The 26,584-nt window shown below is 73.5% G+C and carries 30 protein-coding genes; 14 read left to right on the forward strand and 16 right to left on the reverse strand.

The genetic code is table 11. The features are described from left to right. Positions 1-67: 67 nt before the first annotated feature. A complete protein-coding gene (locus ACWEPX_RS07310) occupies positions 68-937 on the reverse strand; it encodes an AAA family ATPase (protein WP_451896227.1) in 870 nt (289 codons plus the stop codon). Between the two features lie 96 nt (positions 938-1,033). On the opposite strand from ACWEPX_RS07310, the gene ACWEPX_RS07315 reads away from it, so the two are divergent. Together ACWEPX_RS07315 and ACWEPX_RS07320 are read left to right on the forward strand one after the other, a co-directional pair. Beyond that, entirely contained in the window at positions 1,034-1,231 is a 198-nt protein-coding gene (locus tag ACWEPX_RS07315; RefSeq protein WP_451896228.1) for a PspC domain-containing protein, read from the forward strand. A gap of 14 nt (positions 1,232-1,245) precedes the next feature. Further along, positions 1,246-1,512, forward strand: a complete 267-nt coding sequence (locus ACWEPX_RS07320; RefSeq protein WP_451896229.1) for a hypothetical protein — start codon at positions 1,246-1,248, stop codon at positions 1,510-1,512. Here ACWEPX_RS07320 and ACWEPX_RS07325 read toward each other — a convergent pair. The 3 genes from ACWEPX_RS07325 to ACWEPX_RS07335 form a co-directional block, all read right to left on the reverse strand. Then, the gene (locus ACWEPX_RS07325; protein ID WP_373292354.1) at positions 1,500-1,787 is read right to left on the reverse strand and encodes a DUF2516 family protein; all 288 of its coding nucleotides are present in this window, start codon (positions 1,785-1,787) and stop codon (positions 1,500-1,502) included. The two genes, ACWEPX_RS07320 and ACWEPX_RS07325, sit on opposite strands and share 13 nt — an antisense overlap. A gap of 82 nt (positions 1,788-1,869) precedes the next feature. After that, entirely contained in the window at positions 1,870-2,502 is a 633-nt protein-coding gene (locus ACWEPX_RS07330; RefSeq protein ID WP_451896230.1) for a hypothetical protein, read from the reverse strand. Further along, entirely contained in the window at positions 2,499-2,927 is a 429-nt protein-coding gene (locus ACWEPX_RS07335; RefSeq protein ID WP_451896231.1) for a helix-turn-helix domain-containing protein, read from the reverse strand. The genes ACWEPX_RS07330 and ACWEPX_RS07335 overlap by 4 nt, the downstream gene beginning before the upstream one ends. Positions 2,928-3,019: 92 nt before the next feature. Between ACWEPX_RS07335 and ACWEPX_RS07340 the strand changes: the two genes are divergently transcribed. Then, positions 3,020-3,367 (forward strand): fluoride efflux transporter FluC, encoded by a 348-nt coding sequence (locus ACWEPX_RS07340; RefSeq protein WP_451896232.1) that lies wholly within the window; start codon positions 3,020-3,022, stop codon positions 3,365-3,367. Continuing rightward, positions 3,364-3,693, forward strand: coding sequence for a fluoride efflux transporter FluC (locus ACWEPX_RS07345; protein ID WP_451896233.1), 330 nt, complete (start codon positions 3,364-3,366; stop codon positions 3,691-3,693). The genes ACWEPX_RS07340 and ACWEPX_RS07345 overlap by 4 nt, the downstream gene beginning before the upstream one ends. Here ACWEPX_RS07345 and ACWEPX_RS07350 read toward each other — a convergent pair. After that, the gene (locus ACWEPX_RS07350) at positions 3,690-4,301 is read right to left on the reverse strand and encodes an AAA family ATPase (RefSeq protein ID WP_451896234.1); all 612 of its coding nucleotides are present in this window, start codon (positions 4,299-4,301) and stop codon (positions 3,690-3,692) included. The two genes, ACWEPX_RS07345 and ACWEPX_RS07350, sit on opposite strands and share 4 nt — an antisense overlap. A gap of 8 nt (positions 4,302-4,309) precedes the next feature. After that, complete coding sequence (locus ACWEPX_RS07355; RefSeq protein WP_451896530.1) at positions 4,310-4,669, reverse strand: TFIIB-type zinc ribbon-containing protein; 360 nt, start codon at positions 4,667-4,669, stop codon at positions 4,310-4,312. 192 nt (positions 4,670-4,861) lie between these two features. Between ACWEPX_RS07355 and ACWEPX_RS07360 the strand changes: the two genes are divergently transcribed. Genes ACWEPX_RS07360 through ACWEPX_RS07370 form a run of 3 tightly spaced genes read left to right on the forward strand, consistent with a single transcriptional unit; the run spans position 4,862 to position 8,882 of the window. After that, positions 4,862-5,623 (forward strand): 3-hydroxybutyrate dehydrogenase, encoded by a 762-nt coding sequence (locus tag ACWEPX_RS07360; protein WP_451896235.1) that lies wholly within the window; start codon positions 4,862-4,864, stop codon positions 5,621-5,623. Positions 5,624-5,670: 47 nt separating this feature from the next. After that, complete coding sequence (locus ACWEPX_RS07365) at positions 5,671-7,005, forward strand: MFS transporter (RefSeq protein ID WP_451896236.1); 1,335 nt, start codon at positions 5,671-5,673, stop codon at positions 7,003-7,005. A gap of 23 nt (positions 7,006-7,028) precedes the next feature. Next, positions 7,029-8,882, forward strand: coding sequence for a helix-turn-helix domain-containing protein (locus ACWEPX_RS07370; RefSeq protein WP_451896237.1), 1,854 nt, complete (start codon positions 7,029-7,031; stop codon positions 8,880-8,882). A gap of 57 nt (positions 8,883-8,939) precedes the next feature. Here the strand turns inward: ACWEPX_RS07370 and ACWEPX_RS07375 are convergent, their stop codons facing one another. From ACWEPX_RS07375 to ACWEPX_RS07390, 4 genes are all read right to left on the reverse strand, one after another. After that, positions 8,940-11,216 carry an FtsX-like permease family protein gene (locus ACWEPX_RS07375; RefSeq protein WP_451896238.1) on the reverse strand — a complete coding sequence of 759 codons (2,277 nt, stop codon included), beginning with the start codon at positions 11,214-11,216 and terminating at the stop codon, positions 8,940-8,942. Further along, positions 11,213-11,890 (reverse strand): ABC transporter ATP-binding protein, encoded by a 678-nt coding sequence (locus ACWEPX_RS07380; protein WP_451896239.1) that lies wholly within the window; start codon positions 11,888-11,890, stop codon positions 11,213-11,215. Before ACWEPX_RS07380 ends, ACWEPX_RS07375 begins: the two co-directional genes overlap by 4 nt. Continuing rightward, complete coding sequence (locus tag ACWEPX_RS07385; RefSeq protein ID WP_451896240.1) at positions 11,887-12,411, reverse strand: PadR family transcriptional regulator; 525 nt, start codon at positions 12,409-12,411, stop codon at positions 11,887-11,889. The genes ACWEPX_RS07380 and ACWEPX_RS07385 overlap by 4 nt, the downstream gene beginning before the upstream one ends. Before the next feature lie 63 nt (positions 12,412-12,474). Then, entirely contained in the window at positions 12,475-12,837 is a 363-nt protein-coding gene (locus tag ACWEPX_RS07390; RefSeq protein ID WP_451896241.1) for a VOC family protein, read from the reverse strand. Positions 12,838-12,921: 84 nt separating this feature from the next. Between ACWEPX_RS07390 and ACWEPX_RS07395 the strand changes: the two genes are divergently transcribed. After that, positions 12,922-13,389 carry a CGNR zinc finger domain-containing protein gene (locus ACWEPX_RS07395; RefSeq protein ID WP_451896242.1) on the forward strand — a complete coding sequence of 156 codons (468 nt, stop codon included), beginning with the start codon at positions 12,922-12,924 and terminating at the stop codon, positions 13,387-13,389. 7 nt (positions 13,390-13,396) lie between these two features. Here ACWEPX_RS07395 and ACWEPX_RS07400 read toward each other — a convergent pair whose 3' ends face one another. Then, a complete protein-coding gene (locus ACWEPX_RS07400; protein ID WP_451896243.1) occupies positions 13,397-14,680 on the reverse strand; it encodes a DUF445 domain-containing protein in 1,284 nt (427 codons plus the stop codon). A 21-nt stretch (positions 14,681-14,701) separates the two neighbouring features. Here ACWEPX_RS07400 and ACWEPX_RS07405 point away from each other — a divergent pair, with 21 nt between their 5' ends. After that, positions 14,702-15,868 carry a pyridoxal phosphate-dependent aminotransferase gene (locus tag ACWEPX_RS07405; protein ID WP_451896244.1) on the forward strand — a complete coding sequence of 389 codons (1,167 nt, stop codon included), beginning with the start codon at positions 14,702-14,704 and terminating at the stop codon, positions 15,866-15,868. Between the two features lie 185 nt (positions 15,869-16,053). Next, positions 16,054-16,926 carry a hypothetical protein gene (locus tag ACWEPX_RS07410; RefSeq protein WP_451896245.1) on the forward strand — a complete coding sequence of 291 codons (873 nt, stop codon included), beginning with the start codon at positions 16,054-16,056 and terminating at the stop codon, positions 16,924-16,926. 380 nt (positions 16,927-17,306) lie between these two features. Here the strand turns inward: ACWEPX_RS07410 and yczR are convergent, their stop codons facing one another. Further along, positions 17,307-18,731, reverse strand: a complete 1,425-nt coding sequence (gene yczR / locus ACWEPX_RS07415) for a MocR-like transcription factor YczR (protein WP_451896246.1) — start codon at positions 18,729-18,731, stop codon at positions 17,307-17,309. A gap of 60 nt (positions 18,732-18,791) precedes the next feature. Between yczR and yczE the strand changes: the two genes are divergently transcribed. Both yczE and ACWEPX_RS07425 read left to right on the forward strand, forming a co-directional pair. Next, complete coding sequence (yczE, locus tag ACWEPX_RS07420) at positions 18,792-19,433, forward strand: membrane protein YczE (protein ID WP_451896247.1); 642 nt, start codon at positions 18,792-18,794, stop codon at positions 19,431-19,433. A gap of 19 nt (positions 19,434-19,452) precedes the next feature. Continuing rightward, positions 19,453-20,526 (forward strand): calcium:proton antiporter, encoded by a 1,074-nt coding sequence (locus ACWEPX_RS07425; RefSeq protein WP_451896531.1) that lies wholly within the window; start codon positions 19,453-19,455, stop codon positions 20,524-20,526. Here the strand turns inward: ACWEPX_RS07425 and ACWEPX_RS07430 are convergent. Both ACWEPX_RS07430 and ACWEPX_RS07435 read right to left on the reverse strand, forming a co-directional pair. Continuing rightward, on the reverse strand, positions 20,492-21,016 hold the full coding sequence (locus ACWEPX_RS07430; RefSeq protein ID WP_451896248.1) for a Clp protease N-terminal domain-containing protein: 525 nt from the start codon (positions 21,014-21,016) through the stop codon (positions 20,492-20,494). The genes ACWEPX_RS07425 and ACWEPX_RS07430 overlap by 35 nt on opposite strands. Then, complete coding sequence (locus ACWEPX_RS07435) at positions 21,016-21,225, reverse strand: helix-turn-helix domain-containing protein (protein ID WP_451896249.1); 210 nt, start codon at positions 21,223-21,225, stop codon at positions 21,016-21,018. The genes ACWEPX_RS07430 and ACWEPX_RS07435 overlap by 1 nt, the downstream gene beginning before the upstream one ends. 67 nt (positions 21,226-21,292) lie before the next feature. Here ACWEPX_RS07435 and ACWEPX_RS07440 point away from each other — a divergent pair, with 67 nt between their 5' ends. Both ACWEPX_RS07440 and ACWEPX_RS07445 read left to right on the forward strand, forming a co-directional pair. Then, on the forward strand, positions 21,293-22,039 hold the full coding sequence (locus ACWEPX_RS07440; RefSeq protein WP_451896250.1) for a protein phosphatase 2C domain-containing protein: 747 nt from the start codon (positions 21,293-21,295) through the stop codon (positions 22,037-22,039). 728 nt (positions 22,040-22,767) lie between these two features. Beyond that, entirely contained in the window at positions 22,768-23,766 is a 999-nt protein-coding gene (locus ACWEPX_RS07445; protein WP_451896251.1) for a hypothetical protein, read from the forward strand. Between the two features lie 34 nt (positions 23,767-23,800). Here ACWEPX_RS07445 and ACWEPX_RS07450 read toward each other — a convergent pair whose 3' ends face one another. Together ACWEPX_RS07450 and ACWEPX_RS07455 are read right to left on the reverse strand one after the other, a co-directional pair. Then, positions 23,801-25,117: a UDP-glucose dehydrogenase family protein gene (locus ACWEPX_RS07450; RefSeq protein ID WP_451896252.1), complete on the reverse strand. Its 1,317-nt coding sequence runs from the start codon at positions 25,115-25,117 to the stop codon at positions 23,801-23,803. Between the two features lie 3 nt (positions 25,118-25,120). Next, a complete protein-coding gene (locus tag ACWEPX_RS07455; RefSeq protein ID WP_451896253.1) occupies positions 25,121-26,482 on the reverse strand; it encodes a glycosyltransferase family 4 protein in 1,362 nt (453 codons plus the stop codon). Positions 26,483-26,584 lie beyond the last annotated feature (102 nt).

Genomic DNA, 26,584 nt, shown 5'->3' on the forward strand with positions numbered 1-26,584 from the left:
TCCGGCTCCCGACGCCCATGATGGGTGACCAGGCGTTCGATGGCGAGCGAATTTCCGCTGGTCGCGGTCAGGCGCCCAGGAGCCCGGCCAGGCCGTCGGCCAGGACCCTGGCGGTGTCCTCGCGGTACTTGAGCAGCGCGCCGAGGGTGGCGGCCGCGGTCTCGGCGTCGAGGGTGGTGCGGTTGAGGGCCAGGATGGCGCGGGTCCAGTCGAGCGTCTCGGCCACGCCGGGCGGTTTGAGCAGGTCGGCGGTCCGCAGGCGGCGGGCGGCGGCCGCCACCTGGGTGGCCAGGGCCTCGGTCGCGTCGGGCAGGGTGCGGCGCAGGATGGCGACTTCCCTGGGCAGGTCGGGGTGGTCCACCCAGTGGTAGAGGCAGCGGCGCTTGAGCGCGTCGTGGACCTCGCGGGTGCGGTTGGAGGTCAGCACGACCAGCGGGGGCACGGCCGCGCGGATCTCGCCCAGCTCCGGGATGGTGACCGCGTACTCGCCGAGCACTTCGAGCAGGAACGCCTCGAACTCGTCGTCGGCGCGGTCGATCTCGTCGACCAGCAGCACGCACGGCGCCTCCTCCAGCGCCCGCAGCAGCGGTCGGGCGAGCAGGAAACGCCTGGTGTACAACGACTTCTCCGCCTCGTCTGCGTCCAGCGGACCGGCCGCCTCCAAGGCGCGCAGGTGCAGCAGCTGGCGCGGGAAGTCCCAGTCGTAGAGGGCCTGGGTGGCGTCGATGCCCTCGTGGCACTGCAACCGGATCAGCGGGCGGCCCAGCGCCTCGGCCAGGGCCGCGGCCAGCGCGGTCTTCCCGGTGCCCGGCTCGCCCTCGCAGAACAGCGGCCTGCCCATCGCCATGGCCAGGTAGGCCGCGGTGGCCAGGCCGGGGTCGGGCAGATAGCCCACGCGGTCGAGCGCGGCGGCGACGTCCTCGGGGCTGTGCACCACGACACGGTATCCGGACCCGGGACCGGGATCACCCTGACCTGCGATTCCGGGTCGTTCCCGGATGCCTGCGGCGCGCCGGGGGGCGATGCTGGAGGCATGACAACGAAGGTTCGCAAGCTCTACCGCAGCAGGTCCAACCGGATGGTCGCGGGCGTGTGCGGGGGTGTCGCCGACCTGTTCGGCGTCGACGCCGCCCTGGTCCGCATCCTGCTCGTCGGCGCGACGCTGCTCGGCTTCGGCACCGGCGCGCTGATCTACCTGGCGTGCTGGGTGATCGTGCCCGAGGAGCCGTGATCTAGGGTCGCCGGGTGCCCCGACCGCTGGTCCTCATCGCCGCCGCGGCCCTGCTGGCCGCATCCGGGCTGGTGGGCTTCGCGGTGCTGCTCCTGGGCCCCGCCCTGGGCGGGCGCCCGGTCGCCGGGACGGTCGTGTTCACCGCGGTCGTGGTGGTGGCCGCGGCAGGCGCGGTCGTGCTCGCCGTGCGCGGGGCTCGGGCGGTGTGGGGGTGCTCGGTGCTGCTGGTCGGCGCGCTCGTCGCGGCCGGGGCGCTGCTGGCCCTGCTCTACCAGCGCTGACCGCGCTGGACCTCGATCAGCTTGGGCCGCACGTCGACGATGTAGACCAGCGCGGCCACCAGGCCCGCCATCCAGAAGATCCAGCCCGTCCCGGAGAAGCGGAAGATCAGCAGGGCGGCGAGCGCGCCCGCGGTGATCCCCAGCCACGCGGGCTTGGACATGCGGTCGGCCGCCGAGTAGGCGTCCGGGCGCTGCAGCAGGGCGTGGATGAAGGCGAACGCGCCCACCGGGATCGCCGCCCAGGAGATCACGTCCAGGATCCAGATAGCTGCCATCGGCACGCCACCAGACTACGTGGCCGAAACCGCGATCACCATACAGGTGGACCCCGGGCCGGAGCCCGGGGTCCGCGCCTGCTTACTTGTCGGATTTCGCCGCGGTCTTGCGCGGGGTGGCGGGCTTGCGCGCGGGGGCGGTCTTGTTCGCCACCCGGCGGCTGGCGCTGCGCACCTCGGAGGCCACGTCGCCGCCCGCCTCCACGACGGCCTCGGCGACCTCGGTGGCCATCCGCTCGGTGGTGGCTGCGGTCTTCTCGCCGACCGACCGGGTCTTGCGGGTGACCTTGGCCAGCACGTCCTCGGCCACGGCCCGGGCGTCCCCGGCGACCTCGCTTGCGTGGGCCTGCGCGGCGGCGACGGCCTCCTCCAACTGCTCGACGGCCCGCTTGACCTGCGGCTGGGCCTTGAGCTTGCCCAGGGCGTCCTCGCCGTGGTCGGCCAGCTTCTGGTAGAGCTTCAGCGCGGCCGCGGTGTACTCGTCGACGAGCCTGCGCAGCTCGGCGGCGTCGACGCGCGCGGGCAGCTCGGTGACCGCGGCGCGGGTGCTCCCGGCGCGCTCCTTGGCCCGGTTGACCGCGTCGGCGACGGCCTTGGCGGCCAGGTCGCCCGCGCCGAGCGCCGCCAGCAGCGGCGTGCGGACCTGCTCCAGCGCGGTGGTGACCGCGGCGGCGGCCTGCTCGCCTGCCGCGCGGACGTCGTCAGCCTTGCTCATTGCCGATCCACTCCTTCCCGGTCCACACCGGACTTGTCCACTGCGGACTTCCCCACTGGGGACTTCTCGTTCTCCCGCCGGAAGGACGTGTAGATGTCCAGCAGGATCTGCTTCTGCCGCTCGGTGAGCTCGGGGGCGGCGCGCACGGCGTCGGCGACCGGGCCGCCGGTGGGCACGTCGAGGATCCCCGCCTGCACGTAGAGCGCCTCGGCCGAGATCCGCAAGCCCTTGGCGATCTGCTGCAGGATCTCCGCGCTCGGCTTGCGCAGCCCCCGTTCGATCTGGCTGAGGTAGGGGTTGGACACCCCGGCGAGCTTGGCCAGCTGGCGCACCGAGATCTTGGCGTTGCTGCGCTGCTGGCGGATGTACTCGCCGATGTCCCGACCGAGGTCGGCGACCTTGTCGAAGCCCTTGGGTTCGTCCACGCGCTCCTCCTCGCGACCCCACCGACGGTACGCCGCGCCGCTAGCAGTTGCAAGCACAGGTGCTTGCGGGGTGGATCACATAGGGTCTACCCGTGGTGATCGCGGTGGTCGCGGCGGGCGGGGTGGTCGGCACCCTGGCGCGCTACGGGCTGTCGGTGGCGTTCCCCGGTCCGGTGGTGACCTTCGGGATCAACGTCGCGGGATGCCTGCTGATCGGCGCGCTGATGGCCCTGCCCGCGCGGCGCGCCTGGCAGCGGCCGTTCCTCGGCGTCGGCGTGCTCGGCGGGTTCACCACGTTCTCCACGGCGATGACCGACGTGCACGGGCTCATCCGCGACGGGCACCCGGCGGCCGCCGCGCTGCTGCTGTTCGGCACGGCCGCGGCCGCGCTGCTGGCGACGGCGGCCGGGCTCTGGGGGACGCGGGCGGTGCTGCGGTGACCGCGCTGTGGGTCGCGCTCGGCGCGGCGGTCGGCGCGCCCCTGCGCTACCTGGCCGACCGGGCCTTCGGCACCCGGTTCCCCTTCGGGACGCTGCTGGTCAACGTCGTCGGCTCGGCCCTGCTCGGCTACCTGCTCACCCGCGAGGCCACCGGGCTGACCACGGGGCTGGGGGTCGGCTTCTGCGGCGCGCTGACGACGTACTCGTCGTTCAGCTACCAGACGCTGTGGCTCATCGAGCAGCGCGCGATCGGGCTCGCCGGGCTCAACCTGGCGGCGAACCTCGGCCTGGGCTTCGCCGCGGCCTACGCGGGCATGTCCCTCTAGAGGCGGGCCCGCACCCAGTCGGCGACGGCGCGGGCGGTCTGCTCGACGGGCACGTCGGTGGTGTCGAGCAGGTCCATCGGCGGGTCGGTGTGCGGCGCGTTCGCCTTGACCCAGGCGTTGAACCTGAGCATGTCGGCGATGCGCTCCTCGTCCTGCCAGCCGCGCCAGGCCGGGCGCGCGAGCAAGCGCTTGCGCAGCACGTCGTCGTCGGCGACCAGCGCCAGGTAGTGGATGTCGGCGAACAGCGGGCGCTCGGGCCGGGTCTCGAACTGCGGCGGCGCGACCGTGCCGCAGAGCACCGACGGGCGCCCGCTCTGGTTGAGCATGGCGATCATCCGCAGCCAGGTCTGCCGGAAGGCGCCGAAGTCGTCGGCCGGGTCGCGCAGCGCGCCGATCCACAGCACGTCCTGCTCCAGCACCACGACCGAGTCGCCGAGCAGCGCGCCCAGGCGCCTGCACACGGTGGATTTGCCGGTGCCGCTGGGGCCGGTCAGCGCGAACACCGGGAGCCGCTGGAAGGGCTCCCGGTGCCCGCACCGGTCGCAGACCAGGACGTCCCCGTCGACCGTCGGCGCGTCGGCCCACTCACCGCAGGCCGCGCAGATCATCGGGTTCGTCAGTCGAACAGCTCCTCGAGGAAGCTCTTGCGGCGCTTCTTGTAGTGGCCGCCGTGCCCGTAGTGGCCGTACCCGGGCGGCGAGTCGCGGTAGCCGGGGGGCGAGTCGCGGTAGACCGGCTGGCCGTAGCCGGGCTGCGGCGCGGGCGGGTACGGGGCCGGGGCGGGCTGGGCCGGGTAGCCGCCGGGGGCGGGCTGGTAGGGCGGCGGCGGCGCGGCGTTGTAGCGCTGCTCGGCGGTGAGGATCTGCTCCAGCTCACCGCGGTCGAGGAAGATCCCCTTGCAGCTGTCGCACTGGTCGATGTGGATGCCCTGCCGGTCCACCGTGCGCATCGTGCTCTGGCACTTCGGGCAAATCAAGGTCACACGCTCCGTCTCTGGGCACTCCCGGCCCGACCCGACCGATCTTAGGTCGGGCAGCTCGTTCGGCAGATCAACGCCGCAGCACCCGCGCCGGGTTCCCGACATGGGTGCGACCACCACTCCCGCACCGCCAGGTGTGGGCCTGCGGCACATGGCTGGTCGGATCAGCCCAGCCTACCGTTTCCGGCCATGACCAGTGGTCCGGATCACACCCTCCAAGGGCGCACCGCGTTGGTGACGGGCGCGGCGGGCGGCATCGGCCGCGCCTGCGCCCGGGCGCTGGCCGCGGCGGGGGCACGGGTGCACGTCGTCGACCGCGACGGCCCCGGCGCGCTGGCCGTGGCCGCCGAGGTGGGCGGGGACGCGCACGTCGCCGACCTCGCCGACGCCGACGCGGTCGCCGCCCTGCCCGCCGAGGTCGACATCCTGGTGAACAACGCCGGGTTGCAGCACGTGGCGGCACTGCACGAGTTCCCGCCCGAGCGCTTCGCGCTGATGCAGCGGGTGATGGTGACCGCGCCGTTCCTGCTGATCCGCGCCGCGCTGCCGCACATGTACGCCCGCGGCTGGGGCCGGGTGGTCAACCTCTCGAGCGTGCACGGCCTGCGGGCCAGCGCGTACAAGGCCGCCTACGTCGCCGCCAAGCACGGGCTGGAGGGCCTGTCGAAGGTGACCGCCGTCGAGGGCGCCCCGCACGGGGTGACCAGCGTGTGCGTCAGCCCCGGCTACGTCGGCACGCCGCTGGTCGACGCCCAGATCGCGGCGCAGGCCCGCGCGCACGGCATCGATCCGGCCGAGGTGGTGGAGCGCGTGCTGCTCGACCGCGCGCCGATCAAGCGGCTGGTCGGCGCCGACGACGTCGCCGCGCTGGTCGTGTGGCTGTGCGGGCCGCACGCGGCGCACCTGACCGGGACCTCCATCCCGGTCGACGGCGGTTGGACCGCGACCTGAACCCCCGATCGTGAACCCCGAACCCCCAACGGAAGAACGGTGACACCATGTCCGCGCCCCCGGCAGCCAGGCCCACGTCGTTCGTGCGGATCGTCGGCGCGAGCCTGATCGGCACCACGATCGAGTGGTACGACTTCTTCCTCTACACCTCCGCGGCCGCGCTGGTGTTCAACAAGCTGTTCTTCCCGACCACCGACCCGCTGACGGGCACGCTGCTGGCGTTCACCACCTACGCCATCGGCTTCCTCGCCCGGCCGGTCGGCGGCCTGGTCTTCGGCCACTACGGCGACAAGATCGGCCGCAAGAAGCTGCTGGTGCTGAGCCTGCTGCTGATGGGCGGGGCGACCTTCGCCATGGGCCTGCTGCCCACGTACGCCGCGATCGGCGCGGCCGCCCCGATCCTGCTGACCCTGCTGCGGCTGGTGCAGGGCTTCGCCCTGGGCGGGGAGTGGGGCGGCGCGGTGCTGATCGTCTCCGAGCACGGCGACGACCGCAGGCGCGGGTTCTGGGCGTCCTGGCCGCAGTGCGGGGCGCCGGGCGGGAACCTGCTGGCCACCGCGGTGCTGGCGGTGCTGGCGGGCACGCAGTCCGACGAGGCGTTCCTGTCCTGGGGCTGGCGGGTGCCGTTCCTGCTCTCCGGCGTGCTGGTGGTGATCGGGCTGTGGATCCGGCTGGCGGTCACCGAGTCGCCGGTGTTCGTGGCGGCGAAGGCCAAGGCGGACGCGCGGGCCAAGCACGTCCCGGTGGTGGAGGTGTTCCGGCACGGGTGGCGGCGGGTGCTGATCACGATCGGCGCGCGGATGGCCGAGAACGTCTCGTACTACGTGATCACCGCGTTCATCCTCGTCTACGTGACCACCGGCCTCGGCATGGAGCGCACGGTCGGGCTCAACGCGGTGCTGATCGGGTCGGCCGTGCACTTCCTGGTCATCCCGGCGTGGGGCGCGCTGTCGGACCGGATCGGGCGGCGGCCGGTGTACCTGGTCGGGGCGGTGGGCGTCGCGGTGTGGGCGTTCGCGTTCTTCGCGCTGCTGGACACCCGCTCCCCCGCCCTGGCGATCGTCGCCGCGACGGTCGGCCTGGTGCTGCACGGGGCGATGTACGGGCCGCAGGCGGCGTTCTTCAGCGAGCAGTTCCCCACCCGGTACCGCTACACCGGGCTGTCGATCGGCGGCCAGCTCTCCTCGATCGCCGCAGGGGCGGTGGCCCCGCTGATCGCAACCGCGCTCTACCAGCGCTTCGACAGCACGCTGCCGGTGGCGCTCTACGTCGTGGCGATGTCGGCGATCACCGCGGTCGCGGTGCTGTCGTCCCGGGAGACCCGCGGCAGCTCCCTGCACGACGAGACGCCCGCGGGGAAGCGGCAGCGCGCGGCCGTCTGACGGTGCGCGGCCCGGGTGCGACGATGACCGGCGTGACGGATGGGGTGGCCGGGCTGCTGGCGCTGCTGGCCGACGGCGCGGGCGAGCAGCGGCTCGCCCAGGTCATCGTCGCCGCCCGGGCCGCGGGGGCGGGACCGGCCGAGCTGGCCGAGCTGGAGCGGGCGACCGAGCACGCGCTGCGGGTGCGGGCCACGGTCGCCGCGCACCAGCGCCGCGAGGCCGAGCTGGCCGCGCTGTTCGACACCGCGAGCGACCTGGCCCAGCTGCGCGACACCGACGCGGTGCTGCGCTCGATCGTGCACCGGGCGCGGATGCTGCTCGGCGTCGACGTGTCGTACCTGAGCATGAACGACGAGCGCAGCGGCATGACCTACATGCGGGTGACCGACGGCTCGGCGTCCGCGCTGTTCCAGCAGGTGACGCTGGGGATGGGCGAGGGGCTGGGCGGGCTGGTCGCGCAGACCGCCCGCCCCTACGCCACCCGCGACTACTTCGCCGACAGCCGGTTCAAGCACACCGCCCCCATCGACACCTCCGTGCGCGATGAGGGCCTGCGCGCGATCCTGGGCGTGCCGCTTGCGCTGGGGCCGAAGGTGATCGGCGTGCTCTACGCCGCCGACCGAGCCCCGCGCGAGTTCGCCGCCGAGGAGGTGGCGCTGCTCAGCTCGCTGGCCGACCACGCCGCCATCGCCATCGACAACGCCCACCTGCTCGACGAGACTCGCCAGGCGCTCGCCGACCGCAACCGCGCCCACGAGACGATCAGCGCCCACAACGCGGCGATGCGCCGCGCTGAGGACGCCCACGACCGGCTGATGGACCTGGTGCTCGGCGGCGGGGACCTCGCCTCGGTCGCCGCCGCCGTCGCCGACGTGCTGCGCGGCGGGATCGCGGTGCACGACGCGGCTGGGGCGGTGCTGGCCGCGGTCGGGCCGACCGCGCCGCTGGCCGCCGACGCGGTGGCCGCCTCCCGGCGCACCGGCCGGGCGGTGTCCACAGGGGACAGCTGGGTGTGCGCGGTGCTGGCCGGTCCCGAGCCGCTGGGGGCGTTGGTGCTGACCGGCCGGGCCGAGCTGGACGACGCCGACCGCAGGCTGTTCGAGCGGGCGGGCGTGGTGACCGCGCTGCTGCTCATGCTGCGCCGCACGGTGGCCGCCGCCGAGGACGAGGTGCGCGGCGAGCTGCTGACCGACCTGCTCACCGCGCCGGACCGCAACCCGGCCGCGCTGGTGGACCGGGGCAGGCGGATCGGGGTGGACCTGACCGCGGCGCACGCGGTGCTGGTCGCCACGGCCGACCACGTCCCCCGCCGCAGGCTGGCGGCGGCGGCCGCCCGGTACGGGGTGCTGGCCGGGGTGCACGCCGAGCAGGTGGTCGTGCTGGCCCGCACCGCCGAGCCGGGGGCGCTGGCCGCCCGGATGGCCGCGGAGCTGGGGACCGACGGCCCGGTGACGGTCGGGGCCGCCGGTCCGGCCGCGGGCCCGACCGGCGTGGCGGAGGCGTACGCGGCGGCGGCCCGGTGCGCCCGGTCGCTGATCGCCTTGGGGCGGGCCGGCGACGGCGGGTCGGCCGCCGACCTGGGGTTCGTCGGGCTGCTGCTGGGCGAGGGCGCGGACCTGGCCGGGTACGTGCGCGGCGTCCTCGGCCCGGTGCTGGACTACGACGCCCGGCGCGGGACGGACCTGCTGCGGACGCTGGAGGCGTACTTCGCCTGCGGCACCAACCTCACGCGCGCCAAGGAGGTCCTGCACGTGCACGTGAACACGGTGGTGCAGCGGTTGGAGCGGATCGGGGCGCTGCTCGGCCCCGGCTGGCAGGAGCCCGCGCGCGCCCTGGAGATCCACCTGGCGCTGCGCGTGCACCGGCTCAGCGGCTGAGCCGCGAAGGCGGCCACCGCACCGGGCGTCCCGGCGCGGTGGCCTCCTTCGCGGACGTCATTCGGTGCGCAGGGACTCCACCCGGGTGGCGCTGCGCAGGAACGGCAGCGTCACCAGGCACACCAGCAGGCCGAGCACCGCGGCCGCCGCGGTCATCACGCCGACGCCCGCCCAGTCGATCAGCAGCGGGTCGTTGGTCAGGCGGTTGACCAGCGCGGCCAACCCGACGCCGGTGCCCAGCGCGACGAGCACGCCCAGGCCGATCGGCACGCCGATCTGCCACAGCAGCGACCGGGCGATCGCCCCCGTCGGCACACCGCTGGCGGCCAGCACGGCCAGGGGGCGGCGGCGCTCCCTGATCTGCTCGACGGCCAGCACCAGCAGGCTGACCCCGGCCAGCATCAGGGTGAACACCGAGCCGATCAGCAGGCCGCGCTGGATGGTCAGGAAGTTCTCCTGCTCATCGGTCCTGCTGGACATCTCCGAGTCGAGGTAGACGTCGGTGGACAGGTTGCCGAAGGCGGCGTTGCGCAGGTGCTCGATCGCGTCCGGCTGGTCCGGGTCGAGCTTGATCCGCAGGCTCACGCCCCGGTCGGCGGGCTGGGGCGGGGCCGCCTTCGGGGTGGCGATCAGGTCCGCCCCGAAGCTGATGTCGCCCGTCGCCAGCTCCCGCACCTGCTGCGGGATCGTCCACGTACCGAGGGAGACCATCTTCTCCCCTGCCCAGTCGACCGACATCGCCGACTGCCCAGGGGTGAACCCGGGCCGGGAGGTCGTGCCCGGGTAGGCGAACACCTCGCCGTCGGTGCAGTCCACCACCTGGAAGACCCGCTCGATGTCGGCGCAGGTCCCGATGCTGACGGAGAGGGTGTTGCTGCCGGACACGTCGGCGGCGATGTCGGCCCCGGTGAACCGGGCGACCCACTCCACCCCCTCGACGCCGGAGATCAGCCCGGTGACGGCGGCCTCGCGCTCGCGGTCGACCCAGCTGCGGGCGATGGAGGAGTCCTCCTCGGCCTGCTCGGCCGCGTCGAGTCCGACGGCCGACGCCTGGGACACCAGCAGCGCCTGCAGGGCGATGGCGCCCGCGAGCACCACGGCGACGCCGCCGATCACCCGCGCCGACGTGCCGCTGTCGAGCTGGAGCCTGCGCACCGCGAGCTGCCACGACGGCGGTCCGCCGCGCAGGCGGGAGACCACGCGCTCGACCACGACCGGCAGCAGCACCGGGACCCCGACCAGCATCAGCGTGGCCCCGGTGGCGATGCGCACGGCCCAGAGGTCGCTGTTCTCGTCGCCGGTGTTCCACAGCAGCAGCACGGCGCCCGCGGCGACCAGCAGCAGCCGCCAGGCGACCCGCCTGCGGACCGGGCGGCTGAACCGGACCACCCCCAGCGGCTCGATGATCGTCCGCCGCAGCGCGGTCTGCGCGGTGAGCACGGCCAGCACCGGCACCGCGACCGCGATGACGCCGACCAGCCACCAGTTGGGCACCACGTCGAACTCGTAGACCCCGACGCCCATCAGCCGCACGCTCGCCGCCACCGGCCGCAGCAGCACGAACCCGATCGCGCCCAGCACCATCCCGGCGAGCGCGCTGACCAGCGCCTCCGCGGCCGCGATCCGCCTGACCTGGCGGCTGTCCCCGCCGACCAGGCGCAACGCGGCCAGCCTGCGGTCGCGCTCGGCCCCGGCGATGCGGGTGCTGGAGGCGACGAAGATGAACACCGGCACCAGCAGCGCGACCACGCCCAGCAGGAGGACCAGCAGGAACTCCGGCGGGATCGACTGGTCGGAGGGCACCCCGAACTTGTAGACCTCCGAGACGCCTTCGTCCGCGTAGTCCGCCCGCAGGCCGGTGTAGGCCAGCAGGTCGTACGGGTCGGCGACGACCTCGGCGGGCAGCACGCCGACCACCCGCTGCGGGAACCGCGGCTTCAGCAGCGCCGAGTCCGGGTCGGCGAGCAGGTCGGCCAGCGCCTGGGAGACGTACATCTCGTCGGCGGCGGGCATCCTGGGCAGGCCGGGCGGCACCGGCGAGTTCGGGCCTGCCGCGCGCACCCGCTTGACGTTGATCCGCTCGCCGCGGAAGGCCGTGCCGTCCCACACGACCAAGGTCGGGTCGACGCCCGCGACCGGGTTGAGGTCGGTGGCCGAGAGCGACCCGCGGGCGTCGCGGTTGGCCGCGACCGTCCCGGCGGAGGCGGCCATCAGCAGCACCACCACGGCGATGCCGACGCCGATCGAGCTGAGCACGAACCGCGCCATCGATGTCCGGCCGCCCCCGACGGCCAGCCGGACCCCGATCAGCAGGTCCGAACGCCACCCGCTCACGGGACCAGCTCCGGCGAGCGGGTCTTGCCGTCGCGCACCACGACCTCGCGGTCGGAGTAGGCGGCCACCCGCGCCTCGTGGGTCACCAGCACGATCGCCGCGCCCGTCTCCTTGGCCGTCTGCACCAGCAGCTGCATCACCTGCTCGCCGTTGAGCGAGTCCAGCGCGCCGGTCGGCTCGTCGGCGAAGACGACCTTGGGCGCGGTGACCAGCGCGCGGGCGACCGCGACCCGCTGGCCCTGCCCGCCGGAGACCTCGCCGGGGCGCTTGGGGCCGACCGCGCCGACCTCCAGCCGGTCCAGCCACTCCCGCGCCTTGGCCTCGGCCACCCGGCGCTTGGTGCCGCCCAGGCGCATGGGCAGGGCCACGTTCTCCAGGCAGGACAGCTCGGGGACGAGCTGGCCGAACTGGAAGACGAAGCCGAACTCCCCGCGGCGCAGCGCGCTGCGCTCCTTGTCGGACATGGCCGAGAGCTCGCGCCCGGCGTAGACCACCGAGCCGGAGTCCGGCGCGACGATCCCGGCCAGGCAGTGCAGCAGCGTGGACTTGCCCGACCCGGACGGGCCCATCACCGCGACGACCTCGCCGGGGGCCACCGACATCCCGGCGCCGTCGAGGGCCGGGGTGCTGCCGAAGGACTTGCGGAGGTCGGTCGCACTCAGGATGGGGCTCATTCGGCCACCGCCTTCGCCAGCTCGGACAGGCGCGCGGTGGTGAGCTCCAGCCAGCGCAGGTCAGCTTCCAGGTGGAACAGGGCGTGGTCGCAGATGAGCTGGTCGGCCAGGTCGCCGCCCTGCTTGCGCAGGGTCAGCTCGCGCATGGTCTGCAGGTGCGCGGCGCGCTGGGCGTCGAGCACCTCCTCGGCGCTGCGCCCGGACATCAGGGCGAGCACCACCTTGGTGTAGAGGGCGCTCTGCAGGTAGATCTGCGGGCTCTCCGGGGTGACCAGCCACACGGCGAGGTCGGTGACCCCGGCGTCGGTGATGGCGTAGCGCTTGCGCTCGGGCCCGCCGCCAGCCTCGACGCCGCGCTCCTCCACCAGTCCGTTCTTCAGCAGCCGCGAGAGCGTGGCGTAGACCTGGCCGTAGGCCAGGGGGCGGTCCTGGCCGAAGCGCTCGTCGTAGACCCGCTTGAGGTCGTATCCGTGCCGGGGCCCGGTCTCCAAGAGGCCGAGCAGGGCGTGTCCGATTGACATGCCCGGGACTCTACAACACGGGTATACACGCTACGAATAGCCGGGTGACCTGCGCGAACTTGATCAGACCGTCAGACAGAACGGGTGGCCCGCCGGATCGGCGTAGACCCGGAAGGACTTGGCGTGGGTCTCGTCGAGCAGCTCGACGCCCAGCTCGGTGAGGCGCTCGTGGGCCGCGTCCAGGTCGTCGACCTTGAAGTCCAGGTGCAGCATCTGCGGGTGCTCCCCGCCCGGCCAGGTCGGCGCCACGTAGTCGGGGATGCGCTGGAAGGCGATGCGGCCCAGCGGCCCGTCCAGGTTCACCCAGTCGCCGCCGTCCTGAACCTCCGGCTCCTCCGGCCACTGCAGGACGCGGCGGTAGAACTCGGCGAGCTCGACGGCGTCGGGGCAGTCGAGGACGACGGTGAGGCGGACGGGCTGGGTCATCGCGATCTCCTCTCGTAACCGGTGATCTTGAGTATGGGGGTTAGCTCCGATCGCTGCAACCGGTATCGGGCCTACAGTGGTGTCGTGACCACCGACCACGACGTGGAGCTGGTTCTCGACTTCCTGAACACCATCGACCTCGACCGCGGCACCGACGTCCTGGCCGACCCGCTGGCCTGGCAGACGTGGCTGGCCGACCGGGGCCTGGTCGGCGGGCCACCCGCCCGGGTGCGGGCCGTGCGGGCCGGGTTGCGCGCGGCGGTCGGCGGACCGCCCGCGCCCCCGCCCCCGCCGGTCGAGGTGCGGGTCGAGCTCGTGGCGGGCATACCCCGGTTCGCCGCAGTCGATGTCACCGGCGCGGTGCTGGCTGCGGCGAGCAGGCTGGCGGTGCTCGACGAGTGGGAGCGGTTCAAGATCTGCCCGGCCGACGACTGCCAGTGGGCGTTCTTCGACCGCTCCCGCAACCGCAGCCGCACCTGGTGCTCGATGCGCGTCTGCGGCAACCGGGAGAAGGCGCGGGCCTGGCGCGAGCGCGCCAAGGCGGGCCTGTAGCCGCGGCTCAGCCGATGAGCTGGGCCACGGCGTAGATCACCAGCCCGGCCAGCGCGCCGACCACGGTCCCGTTGATGCGGATGAACTGCAGGTCGCGCCCGACCTGCAGCTCGACCTTGCGCGCGGTCTCCGCGCCGTCCCAGCGCCGGACCGTGTCCGTGATCAGGGTCGTGATCTCGTCGCGGTAGTTGAGCACGACGTAGGCCGCCGCGCCCTCGACCCAGCCGTCGGCCTTGGCGCGCAGCGCGTCGTCGGCCACCAGCCGCTCGCCCAGGGCGAGCAGCCCGGCACGGACCCGGGTCCGCAGCTCGCTGGAGGGGTCGGCCGCGGCGTCGAGCAGCATGCGCTTGGCCGTGGCCCAGATGCTGCCGATCAGCTTCTGCACCTCGGGGTGGTCGACGACCTGCTGCTTGAGCGCCTCCGCCTTGCCTATGACGCTCGGGTCGTGCTGCAGGTCGTCGGCGAACTCGCCGAGGAACTTGTCCAGCGCCAGCCGCATCGGGTGGTTGACGTCGGTCTTGACGTTCCAGGCGAAGGACAGCACCTCGTTGTAGACCTTGTCGGCGACCAGGCTGTCGACGAACTTCGGCGACCACGACGGCGAGCGGCCGGAGACGACGGTGACGATCTGGTCCTGGTTGCCCTGCACCCAGTCGTAGGCCTGGTCGCAGAGCAGGTCGACCAGCCGGTGGTGCGAGCCGTCGGCGAACACCCGCTCCAGCACCTTGCCCAGCGGCGGCCCCCACGGCGCGTCCATCACCCGCTTGACCACGGCCTGCTCGACCACCGCCTGCACGTCGTCGTCGCGCAGCACGGTCACCAGCCCGCCCGCCGCGGTGGCCAGCTCGGCGGTCACCCGGTCGGCGTTCTCCGGCCGGGCCAGCCAGCCGCCCAGCTTGGCGGCCACGCCCACCCGGCGCAGCCGCTCGCGCACCACCGACTCGGCCAGGAAGTTCGACCCCACGAAGTCGCCGAGGCTCTGCCCGAGCTGGTCCTTCTTCGTCGGGATGATCGCGGTGTGCGGGATCGGCAGGCCCAGCGGGCGGCGGAACAGCGCGGTCACGGCGAACCAGTCCGCGAGCGCGCCGACCATGCCCGCCTCGGCGGCGGCCTTGACGTAGCCCACCCACCCCGGCGCCCCTGCCGACTGCCACAGGGTGGTGGCCAGGAAGATCAGCGTGGCGCCGCCGAGGAAGGCCAGCGCGACGGCCTTCATCCGGCGCAGGGCGCGGCGCTTCTCCTGCTCGGCGGGCACGGGGGCCAGGGCGCTCTGGTGGTCCACAGCCGCCATTGTCCGTGAGAAGGTGACCCCATGTCGGAGACCCCGCTGGTGCCGCGGCTGCGGCCGTTCACGTCGACCATCTTCGCGGAGATGACCGCGCTGGCCGTGCGGGCGGGGGCGGTGAACCTCGGCCAGGGCTTCCCGGACACCGACGGCCCCGCGTCGATGCTGGAGCGCGCCCAGCGGGCGATCGCCGAGGGCGTCAACCAGTACCCGCCGGGGCCCGGGGCGCCCGAGCTGCGCGCGGCCATCGCCGCCCGCCGCGCCCGCTTCGGCCAGGAGTTCGACCCCGACGCCGAGGTGCTGGTCACCGTCGGCGCGACCGAGGCCATCGCCGCGTCGCTGCTGGCGCTGGTCGGCCCCGGCGACGAGGTGGTCGTCATCGAGCCGTACTACGACTCCTACGCCGCCTCGGTGGCCATGTCGGGCGCGACCCGGGTGACCGTGCCGCTGGCCGAGCAGGAGTCCAGCCGCTTCGGCATCGACGTCGACGCGCTGCGCGCCGCGGTCACCCCGCGCACCCGCGCGATCCTGGTCAACAGCCCGCACAACCCCACCGGGACCGTCTTCACCCGCGACGAGCTGGCAGGCATCGCCGCCGTCTGCGCCGAGCGCGAGCTGATCGCCATCTGCGACGAGGTGTACGAGGACCTGGTCTTCGACGACCACGCCCACCTGCCCCTGGCCACCTTCCCCGGGATGGCCGAGCGCACGCTCACCATCTCCAGCGCGGGCAAGAGCTACAACTGCACCGGGTGGAAGATCGGCTGGGTGTGCGGGCCCGCGCGGCTGGTGGGCGCGGTCCGCGCGGCCAAGCAGTTCCTCACCTTCGTCGGCGGCGCCCCGTTCCAGCCCGCGGTCGCCCACGCGCTGTCGCATGAGGACGAATGGGTGGCCGCGCTGCGGGCGTCCCTGTCGGACAAGCGCGAGCGGCTGTCCACCGGCCTGGCCGAGGCGGGCTTCGCGGTGCGGCGCACGGAGGGCACCTACTTCGTGTGCGCCGACGTGCGCCCGCTGGGGTTCGCCGACGGCCTGCAGCTGTGCCGCGAGCTGCCGGAGCGGGCGGGCGTCGCCGCCGTGCCCGTCCAGGTGTTCACCGACAACCCCGACCGCTGGCGGCACCTGGTGCGCTTCGCCTTCTGCAAGAAGGACGAAGTCATCGACGAAGCTTTGTCGAGACTGCACAAACTTCACTGAGTTCTTTCACCCGTTCGGCTGAATTCCACCGTCTGTGACGGCGAATCCCCGGGTACAGGCGGAGGTATCCGTCTTTCCGGGTGGAACCCGCCCGGTTAGGGTGCGGTGACGCGACTCGGTGCTGGATAGTGGCTGGGTCGTCGTAGCGGCATCGGGAACCGCCGGGACGGAAGTGGGGTGAGGCCGTGGACACCGCACGCGCCCGCGCCTCGCTGCACCCGCAGGACCGCCCGACCGCCCTGGGCTGGCTGCGCAGGCTGCTGGTCGTGGCCGGGTTCCTGCTCGGCGGGCTGCTCATCGGCTCCACATCGGCCGGAGCCGACACCGGGCGGTCCGACCTCGCCGACGCGCTGCGCGAGCGGGCCGCGGCGGGCAAGGAGCTCGTCGCGCTCCTCGGCTCCGCCGCCGAGCGGGTGGGCCCCGGCGCCCCCGCCGCCCCGCCCGCCCCCGAGCGCCCGACCGTCCTGGGCGGACTGATCGCCCCGCAGCCGCAGGAGCCCACCGCGCCAGCCGCGCCAGTCGCGCCGGAGCCGACCAGCTCGGCGCAGGGCTCGGCCAGCTCGACGCCGGGGGTCGAGGTCGAGCCGACGATCACCTTCGGCGGGGTGGACTACGGCCCCGCGCCGTGGGAGACCCCGGTGGAGTCCGTCGAGGACACCGCCCCCGTCGTCGCCGAACCGGTCGCGGCCGCCGCGCCGCGGCCCCCGCCCGCGCGCGCCCCCGCGCCGCCCGCCCCCCGCCAGGTCGTCGCCCCCGCGCTCTGGACCGGGCCGGTCCACCCGGCCCCCGAGGCCACCGAGCCCGATCAGGGCGACACCGCCACCGCGCCCGCCGACCGCCCGGCCGAGCCGCCCGCCCCGCCCGCGCCCAGCGCGCCCGCGTCCGGCACCTCGGCCGGGGCGGCGCACGACGGCGGCGGCCAGGCCCGCGGGGCGCTGGGCGTGCTGGCCACCCGCGACCACGCGGCCACGCCGTCGGGCGGCTGGCCCGTCGGGTACCCCCAGGTGCCCGGGGCCGCCGTCGAGGCCGCCGGTTCCCCGACCTGCCGACCCGACTGACCCCGTTCCCGCGGGACACGTGTGCCCTTCTCCGGGCTGATCCTTGACGTTCGACCTCCCGTTTCTGCCCGACCGCGCCCGGGCAGAAGTGGGGCTATCGCCCCAACGCCGCGATGCCCCCGCGGCGTTGGGGCCCACCCCCAGGCCCGCCGATCCGCCTACCGCGCCAGGACGGATCGGCATCCCGCCCCGACGCCCGCGATGCCCCCGCAGGCGGTCGGGGCGCCTCGGCCGCCCGCCCGCCCGGCACGACGTGGGGCCGTGCCGGGGCTGACCTCGGCGGGCACGACCGAGGGACGCGGTGCGCTGGGTGGCGTCGACAGCGCCATCCAGCGCACCGCCTTGACGGTTCTTACTCGCCGCGGCCGCCCGGCCACCACTCAAGCCACCGGGATGAGCCCGTCCGTCCCATCGGAACCAAGCGATCCGGTGACGGCGGCGGCGACCTGCGACAGTCTGCGCACGGCCGCCACCAGCGCGGCCTCCGGCAGCGTGAACGGCAGCCGCAGCCACCGCTCCAGCCCGCCGTGGGCGCTGAACCGCGAGCCGGGGGCCACCCGCACCCCGGCCGCCCGGGCCGCGACGGCCAGCCGCGACCCGATCGGGCCGGGCAGCTCGCACCACAAGCCCAGGCCGCCGTCAGGCACCCGGAAGGACCAGTCCGGGCAGTGCTGGGCCAGCGCGGCGACCAGCACGTCCCGCTTGGCCGCCAGCTCGGCCCGGCGCTGGACCAGCGCAGGCTCGGGGTCGGCGTACAGCTCGGCGAGCACGAGCTGCTCCAGCACCGGCGAGCCCAGGTCGAAGGCGTGCCGGGCGGCGGCGAGCCTGCGCACGACCTCGGCGTCGGCGCGCACCCAGCCCAGCCGCAGCCCGCCCCAGTGCGACTTGCCCGCCGACCCGATCGCGATCACCGCGCCCGGCCCGGACAGCGGGGCCTGCGGCCGGGGCGGGCGGCGCAGGTCCAGCTCGGCCAGCGTCTCGTCGACCACCAGCGGCATCCGGGCGCGGGCGGCCAGGGCTACCAGCCGCTCGCGGCCGTCGGCGTCCAGCAGGTGCCCGGTTGGGTTGTGGAAGTCGACGATGAAGTAGCCCAGCCGCGGACCGGCCTGGCGCAGCGCGGCGGCCACCCCGTCGAGGTCCCAGCCGTCCTCCAGCAGCGGGACGGCCACCGGGATGGCGTGCGCCGCGGTGATGGCGTCGATGGCGTTGGGGTAGGTGGGCTGGTCGACCAGCACGCGGTCGCCGGGGCCGGTGAAGGCGCGCAGCACCAGGGCGAGGGCGTGGTGGGCGCCGTTGGTGACCAGGATCTGCTCGGGCCCGGTGGGCAGGCCGCGGGCGGTGTAGCGGTCGGCGAGGCGGGCGCGCAGCACGTCGAGGCCGTACTCGTGGTAGCCGTGGCCCGCCAGCTCGGCGGCGAAGGCCGCGCGCACGGCGTCGACCGCGTGGGCGACGGCGGGCTGGGCGGGCGGGGCGGCGCGCGCCAGGTCCAGCGGCTGCTCGCCGGGCAGGTCGGGGGCGCGGCCGGGGGCGGGCAGCGCGGTCCAGGTGCCCGCGCCGCGGCGGGTGCGGACCAGGCCCTCGGCGCGCAGGGCGTCCCAGGCCGCGGCGACCAGCGTCCGGCTGACCCCGAGCGCGGCGGCCACCTCGCGCTCGGCGGGCAGCGCGGTGCCCGGCGGCAGCCTGCCGTCGAGCACCAGCAGCCGCAGGGCGCTCGCGAGCGCGGCTGACCCCGGCCTGCCGCCGGTGCGCCAGCCGCCGAGCAATCGGGCCAATCGGGCACCGGAGATCCGGCCTACGGGATGCACCAGGCCAATTTATGTCGATTGGCCCTCGGACTCCAGGCCAATGCCGGTCAGGATGGGCGCATGAGCGCTCTCGACGTCAGCCCCGTCCCCGTCCGGGTCAGCCCCGGCCGCCGCCTGCCGCAGCTCGTCGGCGGCCTGGCCCTCTACGGGGCGAGCATGGGCCTGCAGATCGAGGCGGCGCTGGGCCTGGCCCCCTGGGACGTGCTGCACGAGGCGCTGCACGAGCGGACCGGCCTGAGCTACGGCACGGTCACCGCGCTGGTCAGCGTCGCGGTGCTGCTGTGCTGGATCCCGATCCGGCAGCGGCCCGGCGTCGGCACGGTGGCCAACATCCTGGTCATCTCGGTGTCGGTCGACCTGACCCTGTACCTGCTGCCCACCCCGCAGCACTGGGCCGTGCGGGCCGGGATGCTCGTCGCCGGGATCGTCCTCAATGGACTGGCGACGGCGGCCTACATCGGCGTCCGGCTCGGCCCCGGCCCGCGCGACGGGCTGATGACCGGGCTGGCGCGCCGATCGCGCTTCTCGCTGCGGGTCGTGCGCACCGCCATCGAGATCGTGGTGCTGGTCACCGGATGGCTCCTCGGCGGCACGGTCGGCCTCGGCACGGCCGCATACGCCCTGCTCATCGGCCCCCTGGCGCAGGCTTTCCTGCCCCGCGTCGTCTGGCGGCCGCGCACTTCGGCCGAGATCGGACATTAGAGTCAGGGGCGTGAACGCCATCCCCTTGCCCCGCTGGAGCCTTGCCGTCCCGCCGCTGAGCGTGCTGATCCTGGCCGTCGGCTGGGGACGCGAACACCTCGGCCCCGTCCTGCTTCCGCTGGTGTGCCTCGCTTTGGGCGGCGCGGTCGTGGCCGCGGTGCACCACGCGGAGGTCGTGGCGCACCGCGTCGGCGAGCCGTTCGGCACGCTGATCCTCGCCATCGCGGTCACCGTGATCGAGGTGGCGCTGATCGTCACGCTGATGATCTCCGGCGGGGACAAGGCGGCCACGCTGGCCAGGGACACCGTCTTCGCCGCGATAATGATCACCTGCAACGGGATCGTGGGCCTCGCGCTGCTCGTCGGGTCGCTGCGCCACCGGGTCCAGGAGTTCCGCGCGCACGCCTCCGGGGGCGCGTTCGCCGTCGTGCTCGCCCTGGTCACGCTGAGCCTGGTGCTGCCGACGTTCACCACGAGCAGCCAGGGCCCCACCTTCTCCGGCGCGCAGCTGGCCTTCGCTGGCGTGGCCTCGCTGGTGATGTACGGGGTGTTCGTCTTCGTCCAGACCCTGCGCCACCGCGACTACTTCCTGCCCAAAGTGGACCGCACGCCCGACGACCACGCCGACGCGCCGAGCACCAGGACCGCGCTGGTCAGCCTCGGGCTGCTGCTGGTCTGCCTGATCGCCGTGGTCGGCCTGGCCAAGACGGTCTCGCCCACCCTGGAGGCCGCCGTGGCCGCCGCGGGCGCGCCGCTGTCGCTGGTCGGCGTGCTGATCGCGATGCTGGTGCTGATGCCCGAGACCGTCGCCGCCGTGCGCGCCGCGCTGCGCGACCGGCTGCAGGTGAGCCTGAACCTGGCGCTGGGCTCGGCGCTGGCCAGCATCGGCCTGACCATCCCGGTCATCGCGATCGCCTCGATCTGGCTGACCGGGCCGCTGGTGCTCGGCCTCGGCGGCAAGGAGCTGGTGCTGCTGGCGCTGACCGGCGGGGTGGGCACGCTGACCCTGGTGTCCGGCCGGGCCACCGTGCTGCAGGGCGCGGTGCACCTGATGGTCTTCAGCGCCTTCCTGTTCCTCGCCGTGACGCCGTGATCCAGCCGCGCACCTGGGTGTAGCGCAGCCCTAGGTCGTCCTCGCCGCCGAGGGCGAGCAGGGCGAGGAGCACGTGCTCGTCGCCGATGAACCCGTCGCGGCAGTCCACCGCTTCGCGCAGGGCCCGTTCGAGCACGCGCTTGGCCTCGGCGGTAAACGAGGGGTGAAATCGCCGCCGACCCCGGTTCGGCGCCAGCGCGCCCGCCCCGTGCTCGCGCTCGACGGCGGCGATCACCGAGTCCAGGTCGATGCCCAGCTTGGCCAGCGCCTCGGCGTCGGCGTCGGTGAGCCCGCCGCGGCGCAGCCGGGCCAGCTGCCCCGCGGCGACCCGCTCCCGGTCGACGCCGAAGTGCTCCAGGACCGCAGCGCCGGTGGTGTGCTGGCGTTCCAGCAGGGCGAGCATGAGGTGCTCGGGCCCCACCTCCTTCCCCGCCTTCTCGACGGCATCGCGCACCAGCTCACGCACGGCCGCGGTGAACCGCTCGAACATCACTGCCTCCCGTACTTCTTGTGCACGGCCTGCTTGGTGACCCCCAGCTCGGCCGCGATCTCCTGCCAGGACCAGCCCTGCGCGCGCGCACTGCGCACCTGCACGGCCTCCAGCCGCTCCAGCAGCCGCCGCAGCGCGGCGACGGCCCGCAGCCCGGTCCCGGGATCGGCGTCGCCCGCCGCGTGGGCCAATCGGGTTGCCTCGGTCATGGCGTCAACTTTGGTTGACAGACCCCCGCGTTGTCAACCCTGGTTGACGCTGTGGATGATCGGGCCCATGCCGCAGGTCGAGGTCGCCGAGCAGGCCGGGGTGGGGGCGGACGGGCGCGCGCGACCGAGCGAGGACGTCGTCGTGGTGCTGCCGTCGGCGGTGATCCTGCTGGACGGGGCCACCTCGACCACCCACCCCGGCGGGCCGTACGCGGTGGCGCTGGCCGCCCAACTGGCGGGGCGGCTGGTGGCGGCGCCTGAGGTGGGGCTCGTGGAGCACCTGGCGGGGGCGATCCGGGCGGTGGCCCGGCACCACGGCTACACGCCCGGGGACAGCCCGTCGAGCACGGTGGCCATCGCCCGGTGGGATTCGTCCAGTGTGGAGGTTCTGGTGCTGGCCGACAGTCCGGTGGTGGTGTTCCATCCGGACGGGCGGCACACGGTGGTCTCGGATGATCGGCTGCGGAGGTTGCGGCCGATCGCGCCGGAGCGGGTGGGGGAGTTGCGGAATCGGGAGGGCGGGTTCTGGGTGGCTGAGGCGGTGCCTGCTGCTGCCCGGGAGGCGGTGGTGGGGCGGTGGGCGCTCTCCGAGGTGTCTGATGTGGTGTTGGCCAGTGATGGGGTTTCTTGTGGGGTGGATGATTATGGGGTGCTGGATTGGGGGGGTGTGTTGGAGATGGCTCGGCGTGGGGGGTTGTATTCGGTGCTGGATGTGGTTCGGGGGGCTGAGGAGGGGGATCCTGATCTGGTGCGGTGGCCTCGGGGGAAGGTGCATGATGATCAGGCGCTGGTGTGGGTGAATTTCTCCGAGTGATGCTGGGGCTTTGGGTATCGCGGATTGAATTGGGTCCACGCGGCTCGCGTGGGCGGTTCGATGGGTGACCCCGCATTTCGCGTGACTGTCGAGCGAGATGGATTGTGCGCAGCGCGCGCATGATGTCGCCTTGGGCGTGGGTCAGGATCTTGGTGACCGCTTGTGCCCGGGCGCCGTCGTACTCGCTGAGCCGTTCGACCAGGCTGCGGGCGTGGACATCGGCCAAGCCGACCCGGGTGGCGAGATCGTCCAAGGCCGCGCCGATGCTGATGGGCTGGTATGCGGTCACGGCGCTTCCCCCGTGGCGGGCACGGTGACCGGGTGCGCCACGGCCGACGACAGGACGGCGGAGCAGTCGCACAGGGTGCAGACGCATCGATGGGAGCTGATCACGAACGAGAAGCCCCCGGCGCTGACGGTCTGGTCGATCTGCGCGGACCAGACATGGGCCGTGGCGCACTGGGGCACACGTCGGCTTGCGTCACGGGCATCGGCACCCGTTGGGTGACATGGGAATGGGTCATCGCGGCGGCTCCATTCGATCGGTCGTTCGGTACGCCCCTTGATCAAGCAATTCGCGCAGCTTGCGACGACGACCCTGCCGCCCAACCCGGAACTGGGTACAGAGCGATATTGCGGGCACTTGCCGTGCGGAACCGCGTACCACCCTCACTGACCAGCGGTAACTCTTCTCGCACGGATCGTCACGCGGATGCGACACTGGGATCATGAGCACCCGGCGGGATCGTCTTGCCGAGCAGCGGCGTGCGATGGGCTTCATCCAGGAGACGCTTGCCGAAGCCACACCGGATGACGGTTCTCCGGTCGGGGCGGACTTCATTGAGGAGATGCGCCGGACCATCGGGTACGTCGTCGCCCTTGACGGGGTGCACGGTGGCGGTGAGGTTGCCCCGATCGCGTTGCGCGTGTTCCAGCGGGCTCAGCGCGTGCTTTCCGACGGGCGGTACTTGCCTGCCGTCGAGCGTGATCTAGAGGCGATCACGTCTGAACTGGGGGAAGTCGCGGGATGGGTGCTGTTCGACGCTGAGCGGCAGGCTGAAGCGCGGCAGGTGAACGCCGAAGCCCTCACCCTGGCGCGCATTGCTGGTGATGCTCCGATGGAGTGGTTCATCCTCACGAACCAGGCACTGGCCTCGATCCACACCGGGCGCAACCGGGAGGCGTTGCGCATCGCGCATGGCATGACGTGCGGCAGCAACCTCCCCGGTCGCGTCCGCGCGCTGTTCGATGTCCGAGCCGCCCGCGCTCTGGCCGCGCTCGGTGATGCTCCCGGTGCCCGGAAGGCCCTCGATCGGGCGCGCTCCGCGTTCGCGGACGGAACCACGACCCGCGACCCGGCGTGGTCTTGGTGGTTCGACGAGCGGGAGCTGGCCGGGCACGAAGGGATGATGTACGCCGCGCTCGGCGATCATGGTCGAGCGCTGCCCCTGCTGGCCACGGCGGTAGAGCGCTCCGTGGGCCGTGAGGCGTTCCGCTGGGCGTTGTACATCCACCGGGCGAATTTGCTCCGCGCGTCGCTCCGCGCGGGTTCCTGGGCCGACGCTGAAGCCGTAGCCGGAGATATCGTGCCGATGATCGGCGACGTGGCCTCCCGGCGCACCGAGGAGATCTTGCGCACCACGACCGCCCGCCCGCAGGCGCGGCCGCCGCTGCCGTCCTCGCTCGGTGACGCGCTCGACCACATCGGCGCGCTTCTCCCCCGCTGACCAGCGCGAACGCATCCGCAGGCCATGTGGATGCCTAAGGTTTGCCCAGTCCGGTCCAGTTGAAGCCTGCTCGGCGGGCTACGGCGGGGTCTAGGAGGTTTCGGGTGTCTACGACGATTGGTTTGCTCACGGTTTCGGCTAGGCGGGGCCAGTCGAGGGAGCGGAATTCTGGCCATTCGGTTAGGACGATGATGGCTTCTGCGTCCTTTGCGGCCAGGTAGGGGTCGTCGGCGACGGTGATGGTGGAGAGGTCTGGGTGGGGGTTGATGGAGGTCAGGGCGGGGTCGTAGCCGACCAGGGTGGCGCCTGCTTGGCGGAGGAGGGCGGCTACGGCGAGGGCCGGGGAGTCGCGCAGGTCGTCGGTGCCCGCTTTGAAGGTGAGGCCGAAGAGGGCCAGGCGGACGTGGGAGAGGGAGCCGGTGCGCTTGCCGGTGACGGCGTGGCGGACCTTCTCGACCATGCGCTGGCGCTGGCGGGTGTTGGTGTCGATGGTGGCGCGCAGCAGGCGGAACTCGAAGTCGGCCGCGTCGGCGAGCTGGAGCAGGGCGGCGGTGTCCTTGGGCAGGCAGGAGCCGCCCCAGCCGGGGCCGGGCATGAGGAACGCCTGGCCGATGCGCTTGTCGTAGCCCATGCCCTCGGTGACGTCGGTGATGTTCGCGCCCAGGCGGTCGCACAGCTCGGCGACGGCGTTGACGTAGGACAGCTTCATCGCCAGAAAGCAGTTCGCCGCGTACTTGACCAGCTCGGCGCTGGGGGCGTCGGTGAGGACCGTGGGGGCGCCCAGGCGCGAGTACAGGGCGGCGACGCGCTCGGCGGCGTCCTGCTTGCTGCCGCCCACCACGATGCGGTCGGGGTTGAGGAAGTCGTAGACCGCGGTGCCCTCGCGCAGGAACTCCGGGTTCGAGACCACGGCGACGTCGTCGCGGCCCAGCAGCTCCTCGGTGCGCTCGGCGGTGCCGACCGGGACGGTGGACTTGTTGACCACGACGCAGCCCGCGGGCAGCAGCTCCCTGACCTCCTCGACCACCGACTCCACGATGCTCAGGTCCGCCACGCCGCCCACGCCCATCGGGGTCGGCACGCACAGGAACAGGACCTCGGGGCCGCCCTCGAAGTGCTCGACCGCGCCCGCCGCGCCGAGCACGAAGCTGAGCCTGCCCGCGGCGATGCCCTCGGCGACCAGCTCGGCCAGGCCCGGCTCCAGGATGTCGACCTCGCCGGCGGCCAACCTGGCCAGCTTGGCCGCGTCCACGTCGGCGCAGACCACGTCGTGGCCGAGCGAGGCCAGGCAGGCCCCCGTGGTCAGGCCGACGTACCCGGTCCCGACCACGGCGATCCGTCGAACGAACACCGCTTACCCCTCTCGCAGTGGCTCGGCGACCCGGGCCGCGGCGAAGGTCCGCAGCGCGTCGTGGTCGCGCAGGTCGACAAGCTGGTTGCCCCAGCGGTCCTTGGGGGCGGCGCCGCCGCCCCTGCGCCGCTCGGCGGCGGGCCAGCCGTCCGGGAACGGGCCTGCCGAGGCGAAGCCCAGCAGCTCGTCGTAGACGCCGACGTAGGCCTGCGCCTGCGGGCGCCAGTCCAGCACCCGCTCGGCCCGGCGGCGGCCCTGGGCGCCCAGCTCGGCGCGGCGGGCCGGGTCGTCGATCAGGTGCAGCACGGCGTCGGCCAGGCCGTCGGTGTCGCCGGGCTCGACGTAGACCGCGCAGTTGCCCGCCGAGACCACCGTCTCGGTGAGCCGGTAGGCGACGACGGGCAGCGCGTAGGCCATGTACTCCATCGTCTTGTTCATCGTCGAGACGTCGTTGAGCGGGCTCTTGGGGTCCGGCGACAGGCCGACGCAGGCCGCGGACAGGTACCGGGTGATCTGGTCGGGGCCGACCCGGCCGGTGAACTCGACGTAGTCGTCGAGGCCGAGGTCGCGGCACCGGCGCTTGAGGTCCTCCAGGCAGTCGCCGAAGCCGAGCAGCGCGAAGCGGACGTCGGTGCGGCCGTGGAAGTGCACGATCCGGTCGGCGACCTCCAGCACCCCGTCCACGCCGTCCTGCGGGCCCATGATCCCCAGGTAGGCCACCAGGTGCTTGCCCCCGCGCAGCGGCGGATCGGGCACATATGCAGGCCGCATCACCGAGGTGTCGGGGCCCGACCGCACGACCGTGGTGTGCTCGCGCTTGACGCCGCCGCGCCGCACGGCGATGTCCTGATAGGACGTGTTGGTGGAGATCACCCGGTCCGCGGTGCGGAAGGTGCGCCGCTCCAGCCACTTGAGGATGGCCAGCTGCAGCTTGCCCGCCCGGCCGGTCGGCTCGCCGAAGCGGGAGCGGAAGACCTCGGGGTTGAGGTCGTGGTGGTCGAAGACGAACTTGACCCCGGCCGCCTTCCAGGGCAGCGCCAGCGCCCAGTAGGTGTCCGGCGGGTTGCACGCCTGCATGGCGTGGAAGCGGGCGCGGCGGCGGACCTTGAGGGTCAGCGCGGCCGTGCGCAGCCAGCAGTAGAGGAACTCCCATGCGTAACCGAGGAGGCCCTCGGCTTGGCGGGGCGGGGCGTACTTGTAGAGGTGCACGCCCTCCAGCTCGGTGTAAGCGGGATCACCGGGGCCCTTCGGGCAGATGACGGAGACCTCGTACCCGGCGGCGCGCAGCGCGCGGCACTCCAGCCAGACCCGGCGGTCCAGGGGGACCGGCAGGTTCTGCACGATGATCAGCACATGCGGGGCCATCCAGCCCGACCTCATTCCTCGCGACGGGGCCGACACCTCAGGGTCGGTCCCGCCCGGGCTGTTGTTACAGACCGTGGCCGTGCGGCGATGTGCAGGACGAGG

This window comes from Actinokineospora sp. NPDC004072, from assembly GCF_053604195.1.

Bases quoted from the DNA above. Each gene is read 5' to 3' on its own strand.
- ACWEPX_RS07315 (WP_451896228.1), top strand. From the start codon at position 1,034: ATGACAACGAAGGTTCGCAAGCTCTACCGCAGCAGGTCCAACCGGATG.
- ACWEPX_RS07325 (WP_373292354.1), bottom strand. From the start codon at position 1,787: ATGGCAGCTATCTGGATCCTGGACGTGATCTCCTGGGCGGCGATCCCG.
- ACWEPX_RS07330 (WP_451896230.1), bottom strand. From the start codon at position 2,502: ATGAGCAAGGCTGACGACGTCCGCGCGGCAGGCGAGCAGGCCGCCGCC.
- ACWEPX_RS07350 (WP_451896234.1), bottom strand. From the start codon at position 4,301: ATGATCTGCGCGGCCTGCGGTGAGTGGGCCGACGCGCCGACGGTCGAC.
- ACWEPX_RS07360 (WP_451896235.1), top strand. From the start codon at position 4,862: ATGACCAGTGGTCCGGATCACACCCTCCAAGGGCGCACCGCGTTGGTG.
- ACWEPX_RS07365 (WP_451896236.1), top strand. From the start codon at position 5,671: ATGTCCGCGCCCCCGGCAGCCAGGCCCACGTCGTTCGTGCGGATCGTC.
- ACWEPX_RS07370 (WP_451896237.1), top strand. From the start codon at position 7,029: ATGACCGGCGTGACGGATGGGGTGGCCGGGCTGCTGGCGCTGCTGGCC.
- ACWEPX_RS07380 (WP_451896239.1), bottom strand. From the start codon at position 11,890: ATGAGCCCCATCCTGAGTGCGACCGACCTCCGCAAGTCCTTCGGCAGC.
- ACWEPX_RS07385 (WP_451896240.1), bottom strand. From the start codon at position 12,411: ATGTCAATCGGACACGCCCTGCTCGGCCTCTTGGAGACCGGGCCCCGG.
- ACWEPX_RS07390 (WP_451896241.1), bottom strand. From the start codon at position 12,837: ATGACCCAGCCCGTCCGCCTCACCGTCGTCCTCGACTGCCCCGACGCC.
- ACWEPX_RS07400 (WP_451896243.1), bottom strand. From the start codon at position 14,680: ATGGCGGCTGTGGACCACCAGAGCGCCCTGGCCCCCGTGCCCGCCGAG.
- ACWEPX_RS07405 (WP_451896244.1), top strand. From the start codon at position 14,702: ATGTCGGAGACCCCGCTGGTGCCGCGGCTGCGGCCGTTCACGTCGACC.
- yczE (WP_451896247.1), top strand. From the start codon at position 18,792: ATGAGCGCTCTCGACGTCAGCCCCGTCCCCGTCCGGGTCAGCCCCGGC.
- ACWEPX_RS07430 (WP_451896248.1), bottom strand. From the start codon at position 21,016: ATGTTCGAGCGGTTCACCGCGGCCGTGCGTGAGCTGGTGCGCGATGCC.
- ACWEPX_RS07435 (WP_451896249.1), bottom strand. From the start codon at position 21,225: ATGACCGAGGCAACCCGATTGGCCCACGCGGCGGGCGACGCCGATCCC.
- ACWEPX_RS07440 (WP_451896250.1), top strand. From the start codon at position 21,293: ATGCCGCAGGTCGAGGTCGCCGAGCAGGCCGGGGTGGGGGCGGACGGG.
- ACWEPX_RS07445 (WP_451896251.1), top strand. From the start codon at position 22,768: ATGAGCACCCGGCGGGATCGTCTTGCCGAGCAGCGGCGTGCGATGGGC.
- ACWEPX_RS07455 (WP_451896253.1), bottom strand. From the start codon at position 26,482: ATGGCCCCGCATGTGCTGATCATCGTGCAGAACCTGCCGGTCCCCCTG.